This window comes from Phenylobacterium sp. LjRoot219 (genome assembly GCF_964252995.1).
In the GTDB taxonomy this organism is placed as follows: Bacteria; Pseudomonadota; Alphaproteobacteria; order Caulobacterales; family Caulobacteraceae; genus Phenylobacterium.
On the sequence record NZ_CAXUQI020000002.1, the window covers coordinates 1,292,697 to 1,307,803 of the forward strand.

Annotated in this window: 15 protein-coding genes; 5 read left to right on the forward strand and 10 right to left on the reverse strand. The window is 67.1% G+C overall.

All coding sequences use genetic code 11. From position 1 onward, the window contains the following. The first annotated feature begins 66 nt into the window (after positions 1 to 66). From ACSQ14_RS24000 to dinB, 4 genes are all read left to right on the forward strand, one after another. Positions 67 to 1,080, forward strand: coding sequence for a tetratricopeptide repeat protein (locus ACSQ14_RS24000; RefSeq protein WP_436017273.1), 1,014 nt, complete (start codon positions 67 to 69; stop codon positions 1,078 to 1,080). A gap of 260 nt (positions 1,081 to 1,340) precedes the next feature. Then, the gene (locus ACSQ14_RS24005) at positions 1,341 to 2,240 is read left to right on the forward strand and encodes a 3'-5' exonuclease (protein ID WP_436017275.1); all 900 of its coding nucleotides are present in this window, start codon (positions 1,341 to 1,343) and stop codon (positions 2,238 to 2,240) included. A gap of 132 nt (positions 2,241 to 2,372) precedes the next feature. After that, the gene (locus ACSQ14_RS24010; protein WP_436017277.1) at positions 2,373 to 4,004 is read left to right on the forward strand and encodes a recombinase family protein; all 1,632 of its coding nucleotides are present in this window, start codon (positions 2,373 to 2,375) and stop codon (positions 4,002 to 4,004) included. Positions 4,005 to 4,163: 159 nt separating this feature from the next. Continuing rightward, positions 4,164 to 5,255 carry a DNA polymerase IV gene (dinB, locus tag ACSQ14_RS24015; protein ID WP_436017279.1) on the forward strand — a complete coding sequence of 364 codons (1,092 nt, stop codon included), beginning with the start codon at positions 4,164 to 4,166 and terminating at the stop codon, positions 5,253 to 5,255. On the opposite strand, the gene ACSQ14_RS24020 is transcribed toward dinB, so the two are convergent. Together ACSQ14_RS24020 and ACSQ14_RS24025 are read right to left on the reverse strand one after the other, a co-directional pair. Continuing rightward, the gene (locus ACSQ14_RS24020; RefSeq protein WP_436017281.1) at positions 5,252 to 5,509 is read right to left on the reverse strand and encodes a hypothetical protein; all 258 of its coding nucleotides are present in this window, start codon (positions 5,507 to 5,509) and stop codon (positions 5,252 to 5,254) included. The genes dinB and ACSQ14_RS24020 overlap by 4 nt on opposite strands. A gap of 184 nt (positions 5,510 to 5,693) precedes the next feature. After that, positions 5,694 to 5,909 (reverse strand): hypothetical protein, encoded by a 216-nt coding sequence (locus ACSQ14_RS24025; RefSeq protein WP_436017283.1) that lies wholly within the window; start codon positions 5,907 to 5,909, stop codon positions 5,694 to 5,696. A gap of 261 nt (positions 5,910 to 6,170) precedes the next feature. On the opposite strand from ACSQ14_RS24025, the gene ACSQ14_RS24030 reads away from it, so the two are divergent. Beyond that, entirely contained in the window at positions 6,171 to 6,593 is a 423-nt protein-coding gene (locus ACSQ14_RS24030) for a MucR family transcriptional regulator (RefSeq protein ID WP_436017285.1), read from the forward strand. A 217-nt stretch (positions 6,594 to 6,810) separates the two neighbouring features. Here the strand turns inward: ACSQ14_RS24030 and ACSQ14_RS24035 are convergent, their stop codons facing one another. The 8 genes from ACSQ14_RS24035 to ACSQ14_RS24070 form a co-directional block, all read right to left on the reverse strand. Beyond that, positions 6,811 to 7,047: a hypothetical protein gene (locus tag ACSQ14_RS24035; RefSeq protein WP_436017287.1), complete on the reverse strand. Its 237-nt coding sequence runs from the start codon at positions 7,045 to 7,047 to the stop codon at positions 6,811 to 6,813. Positions 7,048 to 7,058: 11 nt separating this feature from the next. Continuing rightward, a complete protein-coding gene (locus ACSQ14_RS24040; RefSeq protein ID WP_436017289.1) occupies positions 7,059 to 8,258 on the reverse strand; it encodes an LPD7 domain-containing protein in 1,200 nt (399 codons plus the stop codon). 20 nt (positions 8,259 to 8,278) lie between these two features. Further along, positions 8,279 to 10,273 (reverse strand): type IV secretory system conjugative DNA transfer family protein, encoded by a 1,995-nt coding sequence (locus ACSQ14_RS24045; protein ID WP_436017291.1) that lies wholly within the window; start codon positions 10,271 to 10,273, stop codon positions 8,279 to 8,281. After that, the gene (gene virB11, locus ACSQ14_RS24050; protein WP_436017293.1) at positions 10,239 to 11,237 is read right to left on the reverse strand and encodes a P-type DNA transfer ATPase VirB11; all 999 of its coding nucleotides are present in this window, start codon (positions 11,235 to 11,237) and stop codon (positions 10,239 to 10,241) included. The genes ACSQ14_RS24045 and virB11 overlap by 35 nt, the downstream gene beginning before the upstream one ends. Positions 11,238 to 11,241: 4 nt before the next feature. Next, a complete protein-coding gene (gene virB10 / locus ACSQ14_RS24055; protein WP_436017295.1) occupies positions 11,242 to 12,387 on the reverse strand; it encodes a type IV secretion system protein VirB10 in 1,146 nt (381 codons plus the stop codon). Positions 12,388 to 12,397: 10 nt separating this feature from the next. Beyond that, a complete protein-coding gene (virB9, locus tag ACSQ14_RS24060; protein WP_436017610.1) occupies positions 12,398 to 13,234 on the reverse strand; it encodes a P-type conjugative transfer protein VirB9 in 837 nt (278 codons plus the stop codon). A 5-nt stretch (positions 13,235 to 13,239) separates the two neighbouring features. Next, on the reverse strand, positions 13,240 to 13,920 hold the full coding sequence (locus ACSQ14_RS24065) for a virB8 family protein (protein WP_436017297.1): 681 nt from the start codon (positions 13,918 to 13,920) through the stop codon (positions 13,240 to 13,242). Between the two features lie 243 nt (positions 13,921 to 14,163). Then, positions 14,164 to 15,099, reverse strand: coding sequence for a type IV secretion system protein (locus tag ACSQ14_RS24070; RefSeq protein WP_436017299.1), 936 nt, complete (start codon positions 15,097 to 15,099; stop codon positions 14,164 to 14,166). Positions 15,100 to 15,107 lie beyond the last annotated feature (8 nt).

A 15,107-nucleotide genomic window follows, 5' to 3' on the forward strand; every position in this document is an offset into this window, starting at 1 on the left:
AGAGGCGATCGCGCAGCCCGCGGGCTGAATTTCTTAGGTTTGAGCGTGGCGTGCTAGGCAGGCCCCATGAGCAACGTCCTGCAGCGCGGAATCGAGGCCCATCAGCGTGGCGATCTCGCCGCGGCGACGAGCCTGTATCAGCAGACGATCGGCGTCGCGAAGCACAACCTCGCAGTCCTGCACGAGCAGCGGGGCGACTACGACCAGGCGATCTCTTTTTATCGCGAGGCGCTCGACGCCGCCCCCGGACGCGACGAGAGCGCCGCTAGCCTTTCGCTAACCCTGCTGCGCGAGGGCCGCTACGCCGAGGCCTGGCCGCTGCACGAGCGCCGGCGCAGGCTCAAGCGGCTGAACCTGACTGTGCTGAATTCGGATTGGCCTGAGTGGACCGGTGAAGATCTGGCCGGCAAGCGGCTCGCAGTGCTCGGTGAACAGGGCTTCGGCGACCAGATCATGTTCGCGCGCTTCATCCAGCCTCTCCAGGCCCGTGGGGCCGAAGTGCGGTTGATCTGCAGCCGCGAGCTCGCGCGCTTGCTGGAGGGGCACACCCGGCTCAGCCGTGACGACTTCGATTTCTGGACCTACGCGATGACCGTGCCGCTGCGCCTTGGCGTCACGCTGGAGACACTGCCGCCACCGGCGCCCTTGCCGATCCAATGGCGCGGCGGGGCCGGCGTCGGCGTCATGGCGTCGGGCAATCCAAACTTCGCCAAGCACGCACAGCGCACGCCGCCTGAAGCGGTGCAGGCCGAACTCCTGACGCTGGGCCGCGATCTTCGCCCGGAAGCCACCGGCGCCCGCGATTTCCTCGACACCGCCGAGATCATCGCCGGCCTCGATCTGGTGATCACCATCGATACGGCGGTGGCGCACCTCGCCGCCTCGCTGGGCGCTCCGACCTGGATCCTGCTGCCGGCGGTCGACAGCGACTGGCGCTGGCTGCGTGATCGCGAGGACAGCCCCTGGTACCCTTCGGCCCGGCTGTTCCGCCAGCCGTGTCCCGGCGACTGGGCCGGCGCGACAAGTCAGATGAAAGCCGCGCTCGCCGCCAGATCGCCGATCCCACGTCTTTACGCCTGACTGCCCGCAGGCCCCGCCCAGGTGGGCTACCTGTGCCGGAAGGCCCAGACCACCATTGCGATGGCTTTGCCGACTGAGGTGACAACCAGCGCAATCGCTGCGGCGAAGGCGGTGACCTCCGAGGCATCAAGATCCATGCAGTTATCTCCGGACGTTGAAGCGGCCCGGGACTCGCAGGTGGTTCGGCGCTAACCGCAAGGGATGCCGGCCTCCGTCAGAATCTGCGACATGAAGATGTGACGCAGCACGAGAGCTCGGAATTGGCCGACCTAGATCGAAATCACCTTGAAGGCCTTGCCGCGTCGCTCGAGGCGAGCGGTCTCTATCGTGTCTTACGCAGGCTAGAGCCGAGGCCGCGGGCGGAAGCGCCGCAAGATGTCCGGCTGCGCAGAGGCTTATTCGTCGATGTCGAGACGACCGGCCTGGACACGGCGCGGTGCGAGATCATCGAGCTGGCCATGGTGCCTTTCACCTACGGCTTGGACGGGCGGGTCTTCGAAGTCGGGGAGCCCTTTAATCAGCTGCGTCAGCCCTCACAGCCGATTCCGCCGGAAGTGACTGCCATCACTGGTCTCACGGACGAGATGGTCGCCGGCAAGCACATCGACCCGGCGGAGGTGGCGGCGTTCGCGGCGCCCGCCGCGCTCGTGGTCGCGCACAACGCGGCCTTCGACCGCCGCGTTCTGGAGCGCTTCTGTGATGTGTTCACCACCAAACCCTGGGCCTGCTCGATGAGCCAGGTGAACTGGGCGGAGGAGGGGTTTGAGGGGGTGAAGCTGGCCTACTTGGCCGCCGGCGCGGGGTTCTTCTACGACAAGCATCGCGCGGTCCAAGACTGTTTGGCGGGTGTAGAGTTGCTAGCCCGGACGTTGCCGCGAAGCGGGCATCCTGCGCTTCGAAACCTTCTTGACCAGGCCCGGAAGCCCAGCTGGCGCATCTGGGCCGAGAATTCGCCCTTTGACCTCAAGGACGCGCTGAAAACCCGAGGTTATCGCTGGAACGACGGCGGCGGCGGCGGCCCGCGCGCCTGGTATGTCGATGTGGATGAAGCGGAGCGGGAGGCGGAGCTCGCCTTCCTGAGGGCCGAGATCTACCGAGGCGAGATCGACTTGCTCGTGCGCAGGCTCGATGCGCACGACCGTTTCTCCGAACGCTGCTAAAGCGCGATCCACCCTTGGGTGAGGGCGGAACCGCCGTTCGTTGGTTGGGGCCTGCTTTAAGGCACGCCGTCGCGCACAGGTTAGGGACCAGAGGTCACCTGTAGGCGCACTTCCGCGACCGGAGGTTAGCGGATGTCCGAAGAGCCCAGGGTCCGAGCGGTCCAGTACCTCCGCATGTCCACGGAGCACCAGCGGTACTCGTTGGGAAACCAGGCCTCGGTCATAGCCGACTACGCTGAGGCCAAGGGCTACGAGATCTGTCGGACCTACCTCGATCCTGGCCGGAGCGGGCTTACGCTCAAGGAGCGCAAGGGGCTGCAGTCCCTCCTGGCCGACGCCATCAGTTTGCAGCGCGACTTTAGCGCAGTCCTTGTTCTGGACGTCAGCCGTTGGGGACGCTTCCAAGATCTAGATCAATCCGCCCACTACGAGTTCCTGTGCCGCGAGGCCGGCGTCGCCGTCGTATATTGTGCAGAGGCCTTTGACAACGACGGTAGCGCGACCGCTTCCATCGTGAAGCAGCTCAAGCGGCTGATGGCGGCCGAGTACAGCCGCGAACTGTCGAGCAAGGTCAGCTCCGCGCGGCGGCGCCACGCTGCGATGGGGCATCACCAGGGCGGCGGCGTCCCCTATGGCTTTCGTCGCGTTGTCGTGGACGCGTCCGGTAACCCCCGAGCGCCCCTGGAGCCAGGATATCGAAAGCCGCTTCCCAGCGACTACGTCACCCTCATTCCGGGGCCGCGGGAGGAGCAAGCGGTCATCCGACGGATTTTCCTGCGATATGTGATCGGCGAGCGCGGCATGGCGACGATCGCCCGTGAACTGAACGCGGACGGCGCGCCGGCGGCCGAGGGAGCGTCCTGGACGGCCTATCGCGTCAGAAGCGTGCTCAAGAACGAGCGGGTTATCGGCAACTATGTCTTCGCGAAGACCCGCAGATATCTGAAGGCGCCGCGGAAGGTGACGCCGCCGGAAACCTGGATCCGTGTCAGGGTGGGGCCGGCGATCGTGCCGCCGAGCCTGTTCCGACGCGCGACCATCAGGCGGCTCGCGCACGTCAAGGAATTGCCGGAGCAAATGGTGCTGCTGGCGGGGCTACGCCGCCTCCTGCGGGAGCATGGCTGCCTGACTTACCGACTGATCAACGCCTGCGTCTTTCTTCCGGGCGTCCAGGCGATCACGCGAAGCTTCGGGAGCATCAACAATGCGTACGTGAAGATCGGATATTTTCCCGACTGGAGCTCGTATCTCGATGCCGAAGAAGATTCTGAAAAGCTAGATCGCAATTTACTTGCATTACTGAGGGCGGCTCATGACCGACATGGGTATCTTACGTCCAAAGTGATTGAAGCGGATGCGAGCTTGCCGTCGTTCAAGAATTACGCGGCGCGGTTCGGCTCTCTAAGACGCGCTTATGAGCTAGCGGGCCTGCCTCACACCCAGTCCGAATTGCTCAGCGCCGCCAATCGCCGCGCTCAGACGCGCCGCATGGCGGAGGTTGAGCTTGGGCTGACCGACGCGGATCTTCTCGCGGGGCTGCGCCGGCTGTGGGAGCGCGATGGTTACGTGTGCCTCCGGACGATCGATGCCGATCCGCACCTCATCGGACACCAGATCTACCTGCGGCGCTTTGGTTCGCTGTGCGGCGCGCTCGAACACGCGGGCCTGCCCTCGGACAGGCTGGCGCTCTTGCATGCATCCGTGCGGCGGCGAGGAACGGTAAAGGTGCGTCCCCACGAGGCGCTCGAGCTTTCCAGGGGCTGACCAAGCTGAGGCAGCCGGCATTCGCTGCAGCTTGGTTCATTTGCGAACAAAACGAGAAACTGAGATTGTGCGGGCTCCAGTTTCCTGAGTCGCCCGCAGCATGGCCGCCGCCTGTTTTGACGCCCGAAGTCTGAACCAGCGGCGCGAGGGCCAACCGAGATGACGCAGTCGATCCGCAAGATCATTCACGTCGACATGGACGCGTTCTACGCGTCGGTCGAACAGCGCGACAATCCGGAGCTACGGGGCAGGCCGGTGGCGGTCGGCCACGGGGCGCAACGGGGCGTGGTGGCGGCCGCCAGCTACGAGGCGCGGCAGTTCGGGGTGCGCTCGGCGCTGCCGTCGACCCGGGCGCTGCGCCTGTGCCCCGAGCTGGTCTTTGTGCCGCCGCGCTTCGAGGTTTACCGCGCGGTCTCCCAGCAGGTGCACGCCGTCTTCGCCGAGTTCACCGACCTGATCGAACCCCTGGCGCTGGACGAGGCCTACCTCGATGTCACCGCGAACAGGGCGGGGCTGCCAACGGCCTGGATCACCGCCAAGGCGATCCGCGCGTGCATCCTCGATGAGACCGGCCTGACGGCCTCGGCCGGCGTCTCCTATAACAAGTTCCTCGCCAAGCTCGCGTCCGGTCAGCGCAAGCCGAACGGGCAGTTCGCCATCATGCCGGACGAGGGTGAGGCCTTCGTGGCGGCCCTGCCGGTGGCGAAGTTCCACGGCGTGGGACCGGCCACGGCGGCCAAGATGCATGGCCTGGGGATCCACACAGGCGCCGACCTCAAGGCTTGGTCGCTCGCGCAGCTGCACGCCAGCTTCGGCAAGGTCGGCGGCTGGTATTACGCCGTCGCCAGGGGACAGGACGATCGGCCAGTGAATCCCAACCGCGAGCGCAAGTCTTCAGGCTCGGAGACCACCTTCGACCATGACTCGACAGATCCCACGCGGATCGAGGCGGGCGTGATCGCCATGGCCGACGATGTCTGGGGCTGGTGCGAGAAGACCAGGCAGCGCGGGCGCACGGTCACAGTGAAGATCAAGTGGTCGGACTTCCAGCAATCGACCCGCAGCCAATCCTTCTCGCGGGCAATCGACAGCCGGGCGAAGCTTCATGACGTGAGCCTCGGCCTCGTCCGCTCGGTGTTTCCGCCGGTCAGGGGCGTCCGGCTGGTCGGCGTCACGCTGTCGAATTTCTCCGGCGGCGGAGACCCGACGCACCTTGCCCCCTCACTGCTGCCTGAGGCGAACGCGCTCTAGATCTTCCCAGCCGACGACTCGCAGTCCAGGCGATGCGACCGCGCTCGTTCGCGCCCGTCTTCGCGGACACCGGCGTCGGCGGTGTGCTCACGCTCGGCGGCGACCAGGCTGGCCAGATCCCCGGAGCAGAGCGGACCATCGTGCTCTTCGAGCGCAGCTTTGATGGCCATGAGGAGCCGCCGAAAATCATCGGCGTCCATCGGCTTCTCGAGCCATGTGCGCGCCTCATCGATGGTGTCAGCCGTTTCGCGCAAGGTCCCAGTCCCGTTTGAGTTTCAGCTTTGCGGCTGATCGGAGCTTGGCCGTCACCGAGACCGGCTGGCCGTGCTGGATCGGCGCTGTAGGTCGAGGGCCACTCAGCCGACGCCGGCACGGTGGGCGTGCACTGTGGTTGTGAGAGGTCGCCGTCGTGACGACTTCAAGGCAGAGTTAACGCCCCTATGGCGGGTTGGCCCAGCCGCGGCGCACCCTGAGGTGCGCCGTTGCGCGCAGCAGCTGACCGAGCGACCAGCCCCGCAGCGTGCACTCGGCGGCGACCCGGTCGTAGGTCGGGCCTGTGGCGCGGCAGCTCACCTGGCGGCCCTCAACCAGCCGCTCGAGCGTCGCCTTCGCCGCACGCGGCTCGGGTCCGTCGCCGACGGCCACATAGGTCACAGGGCCGGAGAAGGCTTGCTCGCGCGGAGGTAGGCTGCAAGCGGGCCATGTTGCGGAGCGGCGTCGCAGAGGTCCGCCAGCGCCGGCGTCGCAATTAGGAACAGGTCTGCCGCGGCCAAAAGGTGTTTCAGTACTGAACGCAAAACGGGGGGACTCGTTGACTGGAAGGCGTGGAGCAGACGCGGGAGTTAACTGCGGACTTGCTGAAGACGCCGGATTTTGGCCAATGGTGAACCGGGGAGGGCATGCGAGGTGAGACACATGCCCGATAAGCAAATTGCAGAGCTGACCAGCGAGATTGTCGCGGCCTTTGTGGAGCGCAACAGGGTCGAGATATCGGCCCTCCCGGACCTGATCCGCTCCGTGCACGGCGCTCTCAGCGGCTCGGCTTCCGCCCCTGACGAAACTCCGACGGCGGCCCGCGCCAGCGCAGCCCAGATCCGAAAGTCGATCGGCGACGACTACCTGGTCTCGTTCGAAGACGGGCGGCAGTACCGGATGCTCAAACGCCATCTCGGGACTCTGGGGATGACGCCGGAGGCGTACCGGGCGAAGTGGGGCCTCCCGAGCGACTATCCCATGGTCGCGCCGGCCTATTCCGCTCGGCGAAGCGAGTTCGCCAAGGCGTCCGGGCTCGGGTCAAGGACCCGGGGGCGGGGTGGGGCGGAGCGCTCTTCCGAGTAGGTACGCGGATCGTCTGAACGGACTGCGACCAGGAAGGCGGCCGCCGCGGCCTCGGTGAACCGCCTGGGCATGCCCTTCGCCATGGCGAGTCTCCGGATGATGGTTCGCTGCTGGCGCCGCACGCTTCGCTGGCAGGTCCGGCGCACGTGCTCGAGCGCGGCTGTGAAACCCGTGAGATCGTCGAGAACGGCGTCGGGCGGTAGCTGTGCGGCGCACGCTACCAGAGCAGGATCAGCTCTGTCGAATTGCGATAAGCCCGCGCCTCAGCGGCCGGCGCGCCGCATGTGCACGGCGCGCGGATCGCCCTTGCATCGAAGGCCGCCGCCAGAGCCGCGAACGCTCTAGCCAGCCTGCCGTTCGGATTGTGGGACATCGTCCAGGCTGCGTAGTCGGGCGCCCGCAGCAGCAGGACTTCAGTGCTGCTTCCCGCATAGGGACCAAAGCGCAGGCGCATGGGGCACACGCCTATCGTCGGCGGGTGCGTTCCGGTCCGGGCTCCACCTCGGCCGCGTTACGGTCCGTGCGGCGCAGTGCCGGCGCCGGCCGCTCGGCGGTCGTCTCCTGGACGCGAGCTTCGCGGAACCGGCGGCCTTCGGCCAGCTTCGCCGACACCTGCGCCTTCGCGTCCGAATAGACCCGCGCCTGGCGCTCGGGGTCGCGGAGTGACGCCTCGATCACGGTGCGTGCGACCGCCAGCTGGCTCAGAGCGGCCTTGAGCTCGGGGTCCCGGGCCGCCTCGGCGGGAGAGGCCTCCCTGAAGCGCTCCGCCAGGATCGTCCAGCGGTTCCGAGGCGTCTCGCGCCTCTGGCGCGTTGTTTCGCCGGTACGCGAGTCCTTGACCTCGATGGTCTTCTGAACCCGGTCCACGCCGTCGCGGCGGACCAGGACCTGGTCGCCCGGGCGTGCGCCGGAACGGGCCAGGGCGTCGGGCAGTCCCACGCCCCAGACGTCCAGGGCGCCGTCGGCGCCCCGGTCGAGCCGGACGAATGGGGTGAGCGGCTGTCCCGGTCGCCGGCGGTAGGGCGCTTCGCCGGCTTCGAGCAGCACGCCACGTACGCCTGCGTCGAAGTCGGCCCGCGCTGCGTCCGGTGGGCTTTGGACGGGGCGACGTGTTGCTTCCGGCGGTTTGTCGCGCCCTTCAGCCGGCGAGATCGTCCGCTGGTTTGCGCCGCCGAGGCGGACCTCGAGCTCCTGCTCATCGCGCTGACGCGGCCGGTAGCCTCGCACCTGCAGGCCTGCCGCGCGCGCCTCCATCCAGACTTCCCGCCGGAAGTCGTCGTCGCCGCGGACCTGCAGGGTTCGCCAGCCGCGATGGGCGGCGATGGCGACCATGTCCCGGATGGTGTTGGGGTCGACGTCGTGCGTCGAGAGCCTGGCCCCATGGTCGCGGAAGGCAGGGGTTTTGGCGCCCGGCCCCGAGAAGAAGGCGGTGACGGTGCGGCCGTCCTCGCTGAAGTAGCGGCGTTTCAACGCTTCCGGCAGATCGCCACGGGCGGTGGAGAGGCTCCGGGCCGCATCGCCCTCCTGCAGTTCCTTCCTCTCTGGCTCTGATCGCGACTTCCGTGGGGCCTCGCGCGCTGGATGCGGCTCAATGGTCTGCGGAGACCGGCCAGCGGCTAGGTCCGGCACAGCCTGCGTCGCGAGATCCGCACGGTCTTCAGCCATCGTAAGTCTCCTCCAGGCCGTCAGGGCAACTCATGTTCGGGGCGACGCGCGCCGTCGCCTTCGGGCGGGTCCGCGCCGAGGATCTCTTCAAGCGTGGCGCTGTCGAGGTAGGCCGACACCCATTGGCGGACCTCGTCCTCGGACGCGCCGGCCGCGGGCAGCTCGTCCATGTCGACGTCGTCGAAGGCGAGCGAGATGTCCTGCAGCGAGAGGCTGGTCTCGCCGGCGGCCTCGCTTTCGCTCATGGGCCGTTGGATGACCACGGTGTGGATCTCGTCGACCGCTGTCCGGATGGCGGCGACGTTCGCGGCAAGTCCCGCCAACGTCGGCTGCGCCTCGTTCCCAAGGGCCTGCGCAGCCGGAGGCGTGCCGCCGGAGATCTCCGGCGGCGGCATGAGCCTGCGCCGGAAGCCGCGGCTCCGGTAGTAGACGATCTTGCGGCCGCGCACGGGCGGCGCGCCGGCCCGCAGGACGAGCAGCTCGTCGACCGGCATCTGCAGCAGCTCCTGCGGCAGCATCAACGCCCGCCTTTGGTCGGACTCCGTGGTCGTGCGCCGGCCGCTCGCCAGCGCCGTCGGGCGGCTCTTCGAGCGTGACGCATAGGTGTAGTAGCCGAGCCGCTCGCTGAGCTCCTGGGCGACCTTCAACTGCTTGGGCGTGAAGGTCATCTCGGCGCCGCAGTTGCTCATGATTTCGTCGGCGAGCTCCGCGCCGTACTCGGCGCGCAGCTGAGACGGGCTCTGGATGACGGCGAGGATGCGCAGGCCGTAGCCGGCGACGAAGCTGAAGCCGTGCGCGATGACGCCGGCGTGCCCGAGCCTGGCGAACTCGTCCAGCAACAGCAGCACCTGGCGAACCTCGCCCGGTGCGGGCAGCTCCCGGCAGTTCAGGTCCACGAGCTGCTGGAAGAAGAGACTGTAGAGGGGGGCCAGGCGGGTGACGTTGTCCGGGGAGGCGCATAGGTAGATCGAGGTTGGTTGTCCTCTCAGGCGGCGCAGGTCGAAGTCCGACGCGGAAGTGGCGGCGTCCACCCGCGGATTGAGCCACAGGCCCATCCTCGCGGTGATGGTCTGCTTGATCGAGGCGAAGGTGTTTTCCGAGGCGCTGCAGAAGTCGGTGAGCGCGCTGACGCAACCCGCCGAGAGCGGATCACCGGCCCGCGCCCGGGCGGTGACGGCCTCCGGGAACCGCAGCTTCGGCGAGCCTTCGGTGAGTTGGCGGAAGATCTCGCCCAGGGTGAAGGGCAGGGCCGGTGTTTCGGCGACAAAGGCGCCGACGCCGACGAAGCCGGTGCGGGCGGCTTCCGCCCAGAACGGATCGGCCTTGTCGGTCGCCGGAAACAGCATGCCGGCGATCTTCTGGAGCTCGTCCAGGGTGGCGGTGCGGTCCTCGCGCGGGATGTAGGCGAGGGGATTGTAGCGCGCGGTGCGCCCGTCCGGCGCCAAGGGGTCGAAGAGATGCACGGTCTGGCCGTGCGCGGCCCGGAAGCCTGCGGTCACCAGGAAGTTCTCGCGCTTGATGTCGAGGACGACGACGGAGTCTGGCCAGTTCAGCAGGTTCGGGATCACCACGCCGACGCCCTTCCCGGAGCGGGTCGGCGCATAGAGCATCACGTGCTCGGAGCCGCCGAAGCTCAGGTAGGCGCCGCCTTTGCGTCCGAGCAGCAGCCCCTGCCGATCGCGCAGCCCGGCGCGGGAGAGTTCGCTCTCGTTGGCGAAGCGGGCCGCCCCATGGAGCGGCCGGCGAACGCCGAGCACGGCGCCGAGGGTGAGCGCCGCGATCAGGCCGCCGGAGGCGAGCGCGCCGATCTGCAGCCAGCGGCGGACTTCCGGATCGCCGCGAAAATACCAGAACCAGCGGGGCACGGCGGCGAAGTCGAGGTCGGCTTGCAGCTGGTGCAGACCGGCCAACGCAACCGCAGCCGTGAGCACAGCGCCGAGCGCGGCGAGCGCCAGGGCGGCCGTCGCCGCATAGACCGCCCTAAGGCCGGGCGCGGCGCTTGCGAAGGGGGTCATAGTAGACCTCGGTCATGCGGAAGCGGCCGCCGTCCTTCTTCATCTGCACCACCACGTCGACGAGCAGGTGCAGCAGCTGACGGATGTCGTCGCGCGGCAGGTCCCGACCGCCTTCGGATTCCCGGACGAGCAGGGTGAGCTGCTCGAACGCGAGCGCGGCGCTGTCGGCGTGGATCGTGGTGATGGACCCGGGATGTCCGGAGTTGACGTTGCGGAGATAGAAGAAGGCGGTCCCGTCCCGGAGCTCCTGCAGGAGGATGCGGTCCGGTCGCATGCGCAGCGCGCTTTCCAGCAGCTGCTTGGGTCCCACCCGGGCGAGACCCTGGCCATCCTTCGAATAGAGCAGGTGGACCACGTTGCGATGCGGCACTTCCAGCTCGCGGGTGTCCTCGATCGTCAGCAGCCGCTCGTCTTCAGGGATGAGCTGAACGAGGCTCTTGGCCAGGGTGGTTTTGCCGGATCCCGTGGGGCCGCTGATGAGGACGTTCTGACGGGTTTCGACCGCGCGCCGCAGGAATGTCTTCCAGTCGCCGGCGTCCCGCAGCGCGAGCAATTCTTCCTCGACGCCGGAGAGATCCGAGCTGGACAGGCACACGGCTTCGAACAGTCCGCTGCGCTCGAAATCGTCGAGCGTGAGGGGCGCTGCGGACGGCTTGCGCAGGGTGATTGAAGTCGCGTGCGCCGCCGGCGGCAGGACGATCTGACACCGCTCCCCTCCGGGCAGTACGGTCGAGCAGATCGGCGCCTCGCCGGATACGTCCTGGGTCGTGAACGCCGCGGCGGCTCGCGCGAACGTCCTGAGCCACCTCTCGTCGAGGGTGGGTTCCCCGGACCAGCGCCAGCCTCCCGCGCGCTCGACGCCGACCTCGCCCGGCCGGTTGATGACCAGTTCGGTGACGTCCGGCGGCGCGAGGTGCGGCCGAAACGGCGCGAGGTAGTGCTCGAGGACCGCGGTGTCTTCCATGACCTCACCGCGCCTGCAGCTCGTAGACGCTGGCGAAGTTCAGGTCCTGGGCCACGAAGATCGAGACCTCCGTTCCCTGCGCCTTTCGCAGCGTCGGCGGGATGTTGATCGAGTTCTCGAGCGCAATGCCGGCGGCGTCCGAGGGGAGGCGGACGACACCCGGGTATTGGTTCTGATCCGACGTCGCCGCGGCGATCCCGCCGTCGACGATCGTCAGCATCAGGGCGCCGCCGAACCGCCCCCAGAAGTGGCTGTTCACCTCTCCGTCGATGCCCGCGCGGCCGAGGCTGTCGCTCGCCGGCGAGCCGACATTGATCGCGACGCCCGTCGGCGTCACCGCCCGCACCCAGAGCACGAAGAGGCGCTTTTGACCCTGGCGCATGCCGGCCTGGTATTCGCCGAGCACGCGGGTGCCCTTTTCCATGAGCACGACAGCGCCATTGTCGCTGTAGATGTCCTTGGGGATGACGCAGGTGACGTAGCCCGGCGTGGAGGTGTCCATCGCCGTCTGCAAGACGCAGGGAATGTTGGCGCCTGCGACGATGAGGAAATTGCGGTCAGGCAGATGGGCCGCCCGGGCCTCACCGATGGATGAGCTGCGGCGCAGCCGGTCGAGTTCAGTCGCCCCGCCTGGCGAGCTGCTGCGCGGTCGCGCCGGCTCGGCCATCTCCGTTCCTGAGGCGTGCGTCGATGAGGCGGCCACGGAGTAGGCGATCAGCGGCGCTCGTCGCGCAGCTTCGGACAGCGCCGCCGCTCGCTGAGCTTCAGGGGTTTCTGCCTGCGTCGGAGCGCCGGCGAGTGTCTGGGCTGGCGGGCCGTCAGCGCCGGCGGCGCCCGTCGCGGTGAGCGAAGGCGCGTTCGGGTCGTTGGCCGCGTTGGCGAGGGTGGGGATCGGCGGCGGCTCCGGTCCCTCGTAGGGCACGACCTGGCGTGCGGGCGCGGGATCCGGATCGTCCTTGGCCTTATCGCCGTCTGACCAGGTGGCGGCGATGAAGACGGCGCAGCCTGCGACCAGCGCCGCCATGGTCACCGCCTTGCCTCCTTTGCCGCCGAACCGGCCTGCGACAGGCGAGATCGCGCGTTCGCCCTCGAGATGCGGAACCCGGCGGATAGGGTCTTCCGGGGCGAAGCCGTCTGCGCGGTCGTTCATGACGGGTTCCTCACCACGGTGCGCCCTTGAGGGTGCGATCGATCTCAGGGGAGGACGTGCCGGTGCCGAGGTTCACACCGTAGGGCTGGTGGGCGTCGTTGTAGATGCAGAGCACCCGGCGACCGCGCCTGAGCCTCAGCGTCCGCTCGACGGAGTGGATGACGACGAATTCTCCCCGGACGTCGAAGGGGACGAGTCTTTCGGTTCCGTCGGCGGTCACCGCAAAGATCGTAGGCATCGCCTGGTTGGCGGGAAACCGCAGGACGGTGAAGCGGCCGTTGTCGGAGACTTCCGAAGGCTGCAGCTCGCTCGCGCCCTGGACCGTGTAGTTGAAGTTGCGGGCGCCGACGACGACGCCATGCTCGAGCTTCAGCGCGGCGATCCGTTGCTGGACCGCCGCCTGGGCGGCGGTGAGCGCCGACGTTGCGCGGTCGCGCTCGTCCTGCGGATAGCGGAAGCGGATCTGGTAGTAGGCGCCACCGCGCCTGCTGGAAGCCGCCGTGACGAGCTCGAACATGTAGTTGCGGAGCTGGTCTCCGCTCGTCGTCGTGACGATGAGGTTGGTGGCCGCCTGGCGTTCCTTGGGCTTGATGAAAAGGATGTTCTTCTCGGCGGCGACCTCCCAGGAGACGCTGTCGCCAAGGGCGACGTGCAGGATGGTCTCGTCGGGGCCGAACAGGATCTGGGTGGCCGTCCGAAAGGCGCCTTGCACGCGGTAGACCTGGGACGGGTTGTAGTCGATCCACCGCATGCGCGGATCGGCCTGGCCTGCCTTCGGCGCTTCAACGGCGACCGCGGCGCCTGCGCCTGTGAGCATGAGAGACACTGCAAGAGAAGCGGCCAGCATCAGCCTCACGGCGACACCTCCGGATCCGCGCGATAGGTCGCGACCTGGAACCCGAGCGGGTTCTTCAGTCGGTCCGACTCCAGCATCGGCGCCTTGCTGTACGAGAAGCTGATGGTGGCGACCCAGTCACTGTTGGCGAGCTGATCGGCGCGGCGGACCGTCCTGCGGAAGCGGACGCTTGCGACGTTGGAATTGAGGAAGGAGATCGCGCGGATCTCGACGTCGGCGACGGCCTGCTGGCCGTAGAGCGCAGGCGGGCTGCGGGGATTGGAGGGGCGGAAGACGTCCGCCCAGCGTAGCTGCTCGTCAGGCGTCGACATGATCGAGACCTGCTGGAAGTACCCCTTGGCGGCGGCGGGGAGATAACCCTCCCGAGCGCGCACGTATTGGCTCAGGAAGTACTTGCTGACCGCCTCGTCATAGGTGAGGTCGGCCTGCCCCTTGAGGCCGGTCATTACATCAACGGCGCCGGTCGTCTGGTCCACGCGCACGACGAACGGCTCGACCGCCTTCAGAGGTGCGAGTGCGACGACCGCGCAGACAGCTGCGCAGGCCAGGACGCATGCTCCAGCCGCGACCGCCCAGGCCAACCGCTTGGAGCGTTCGGCGGCGGCGAGCCGATCTGCGTCCCAGCTCCTGGCCTCCTGGAAGTAAGCCTTCAGGTCAGCGGCGGTCACACCCGACATCGGAGCCTCAGCAACTGGTTGGCGACATCCCGCCGGCCGGGGCGGCGGAAAGGTTTAGGGGTTTCGACGCAGGCGGGGGTTCAGGCGCGGTCGCCCTGCGTGGGATTTCGCCGAGCACGGAGCCGTGGATGTTCACCGGTCGGCGGTGCCGACCGTCGCAAGTCCGGGGCTTCCCGAAATCTGTGCTGGCGCATGCTGCGAGTGCAAAAGGCAGCATGAGCGCGAGTGAACGCTTTCCCGAAATCATGCCGACGTTCTCGCAGTCCTGATCGTTCCCCCGCGTTGGGAGTCTGGACGGCTAGCGCCGGCTGATGGCCCTTGAGCGTTTGCTGCTCGCGATTGCCGAGTAGCAAAACTGGCTGCGGCGAAAAAGTCAGCTACGCCGGTCGAGGCACCGCCGGCAATGCCGGCCGCGAGTGAAGGAACTTGCAGGAAGAAGATGCCTCCGAGCACGCACAGGGCAATGAACAAGAGCCCGCCAGCCATGGCGTCTTGCCCATCGATTGTGGCCCATTGACTCGTCACGAGGGCCAGAACCAATTGGAAAAGCGTAATAATGAGTGCGAAAAGGACTAGGTAGTTTACGCACTGCGACAGCCATCCGAAGAAAAACCGGCGGGTCGTCTCGAATAGGGCGCAGCCGACAAAGATCGGTCCGAGTGCAACGAGAAGGGCAAGTGCTACCTTGGCGACAGTGACTATACCAAAGCCAAGGGCCGCCGCGACTGCTCCGATTAGAACGACGGCGGCTTGCTCGATCACGGGAGCGATATTTACGGGTGTCGCTTGTTGGCCGACCTTTTCGCCGAGATACGCTGCACGACTGAAGAACTGGTCAAAAGCGGCGCCGATATTCGGAACGTCGCTTCCGCTTATCGCCCGAGCCAAAGTCTCAGGAAGGACCCGGAAGAGCGGTTCCGTGACGAAGTTCGAGTAGGCAACGGTTGTCGCAAGTGCAAAAAGGATTGCGAGCTTCATCCCGCGGATGGCGAAGTCGATCATTGGCTCGGCAATTGCTCCGCGGATGATCGCAATGCCATAAAGGACGACGTAGAGTACGACCGCAACTCTGAGTGGGCCTTCAACTTGGCTCAGAATGTCGGAAGCACGGTCGTGCAAAAACACTTCAAGTCTATCGTCAATGAAAGTGTATGCCGGCTCGAATATCTTGAAGGACACGTCGTCTT

Bases quoted from the DNA above. Each gene is read 5' to 3' on its own strand.
- ACSQ14_RS24040 (WP_436017289.1), bottom strand. From the start codon at position 8,258: ATGGCTGAAGACCGTGCGGATCTCGCGACGCAGGCTGTGCCGGACCTA.
- ACSQ14_RS24000 (WP_436017273.1), top strand. From the start codon at position 67: ATGAGCAACGTCCTGCAGCGCGGAATCGAGGCCCATCAGCGTGGCGAT.
- ACSQ14_RS24045 (WP_436017291.1), bottom strand. From the start codon at position 10,273: ATGACCCCCTTCGCAAGCGCCGCGCCCGGCCTTAGGGCGGTCTATGCG.
- ACSQ14_RS24030 (WP_436017285.1), top strand. From the start codon at position 6,171: ATGCCCGATAAGCAAATTGCAGAGCTGACCAGCGAGATTGTCGCGGCC.
- ACSQ14_RS24010 (WP_436017277.1), top strand. From the start codon at position 2,373: ATGTCCGAAGAGCCCAGGGTCCGAGCGGTCCAGTACCTCCGCATGTCC.
- virB11 (WP_436017293.1), bottom strand. From the start codon at position 11,237: ATGGAAGACACCGCGGTCCTCGAGCACTACCTCGCGCCGTTTCGGCCG.
- virB9 (WP_436017610.1), bottom strand. From the start codon at position 13,234: ATGCTGGCCGCTTCTCTTGCAGTGTCTCTCATGCTCACAGGCGCAGGC.
- dinB (WP_436017279.1), top strand. From the start codon at position 4,164: ATGACGCAGTCGATCCGCAAGATCATTCACGTCGACATGGACGCGTTC.
- virB10 (WP_436017295.1), bottom strand. From the start codon at position 12,387: ATGAACGACCGCGCAGACGGCTTCGCCCCGGAAGACCCTATCCGCCGG.
- ACSQ14_RS24065 (WP_436017297.1), bottom strand. From the start codon at position 13,920: ATGTCGGGTGTGACCGCCGCTGACCTGAAGGCTTACTTCCAGGAGGCC.
- ACSQ14_RS24035 (WP_436017287.1), bottom strand. From the start codon at position 7,047: ATGCGCCTGCGCTTTGGTCCCTATGCGGGAAGCAGCACTGAAGTCCTG.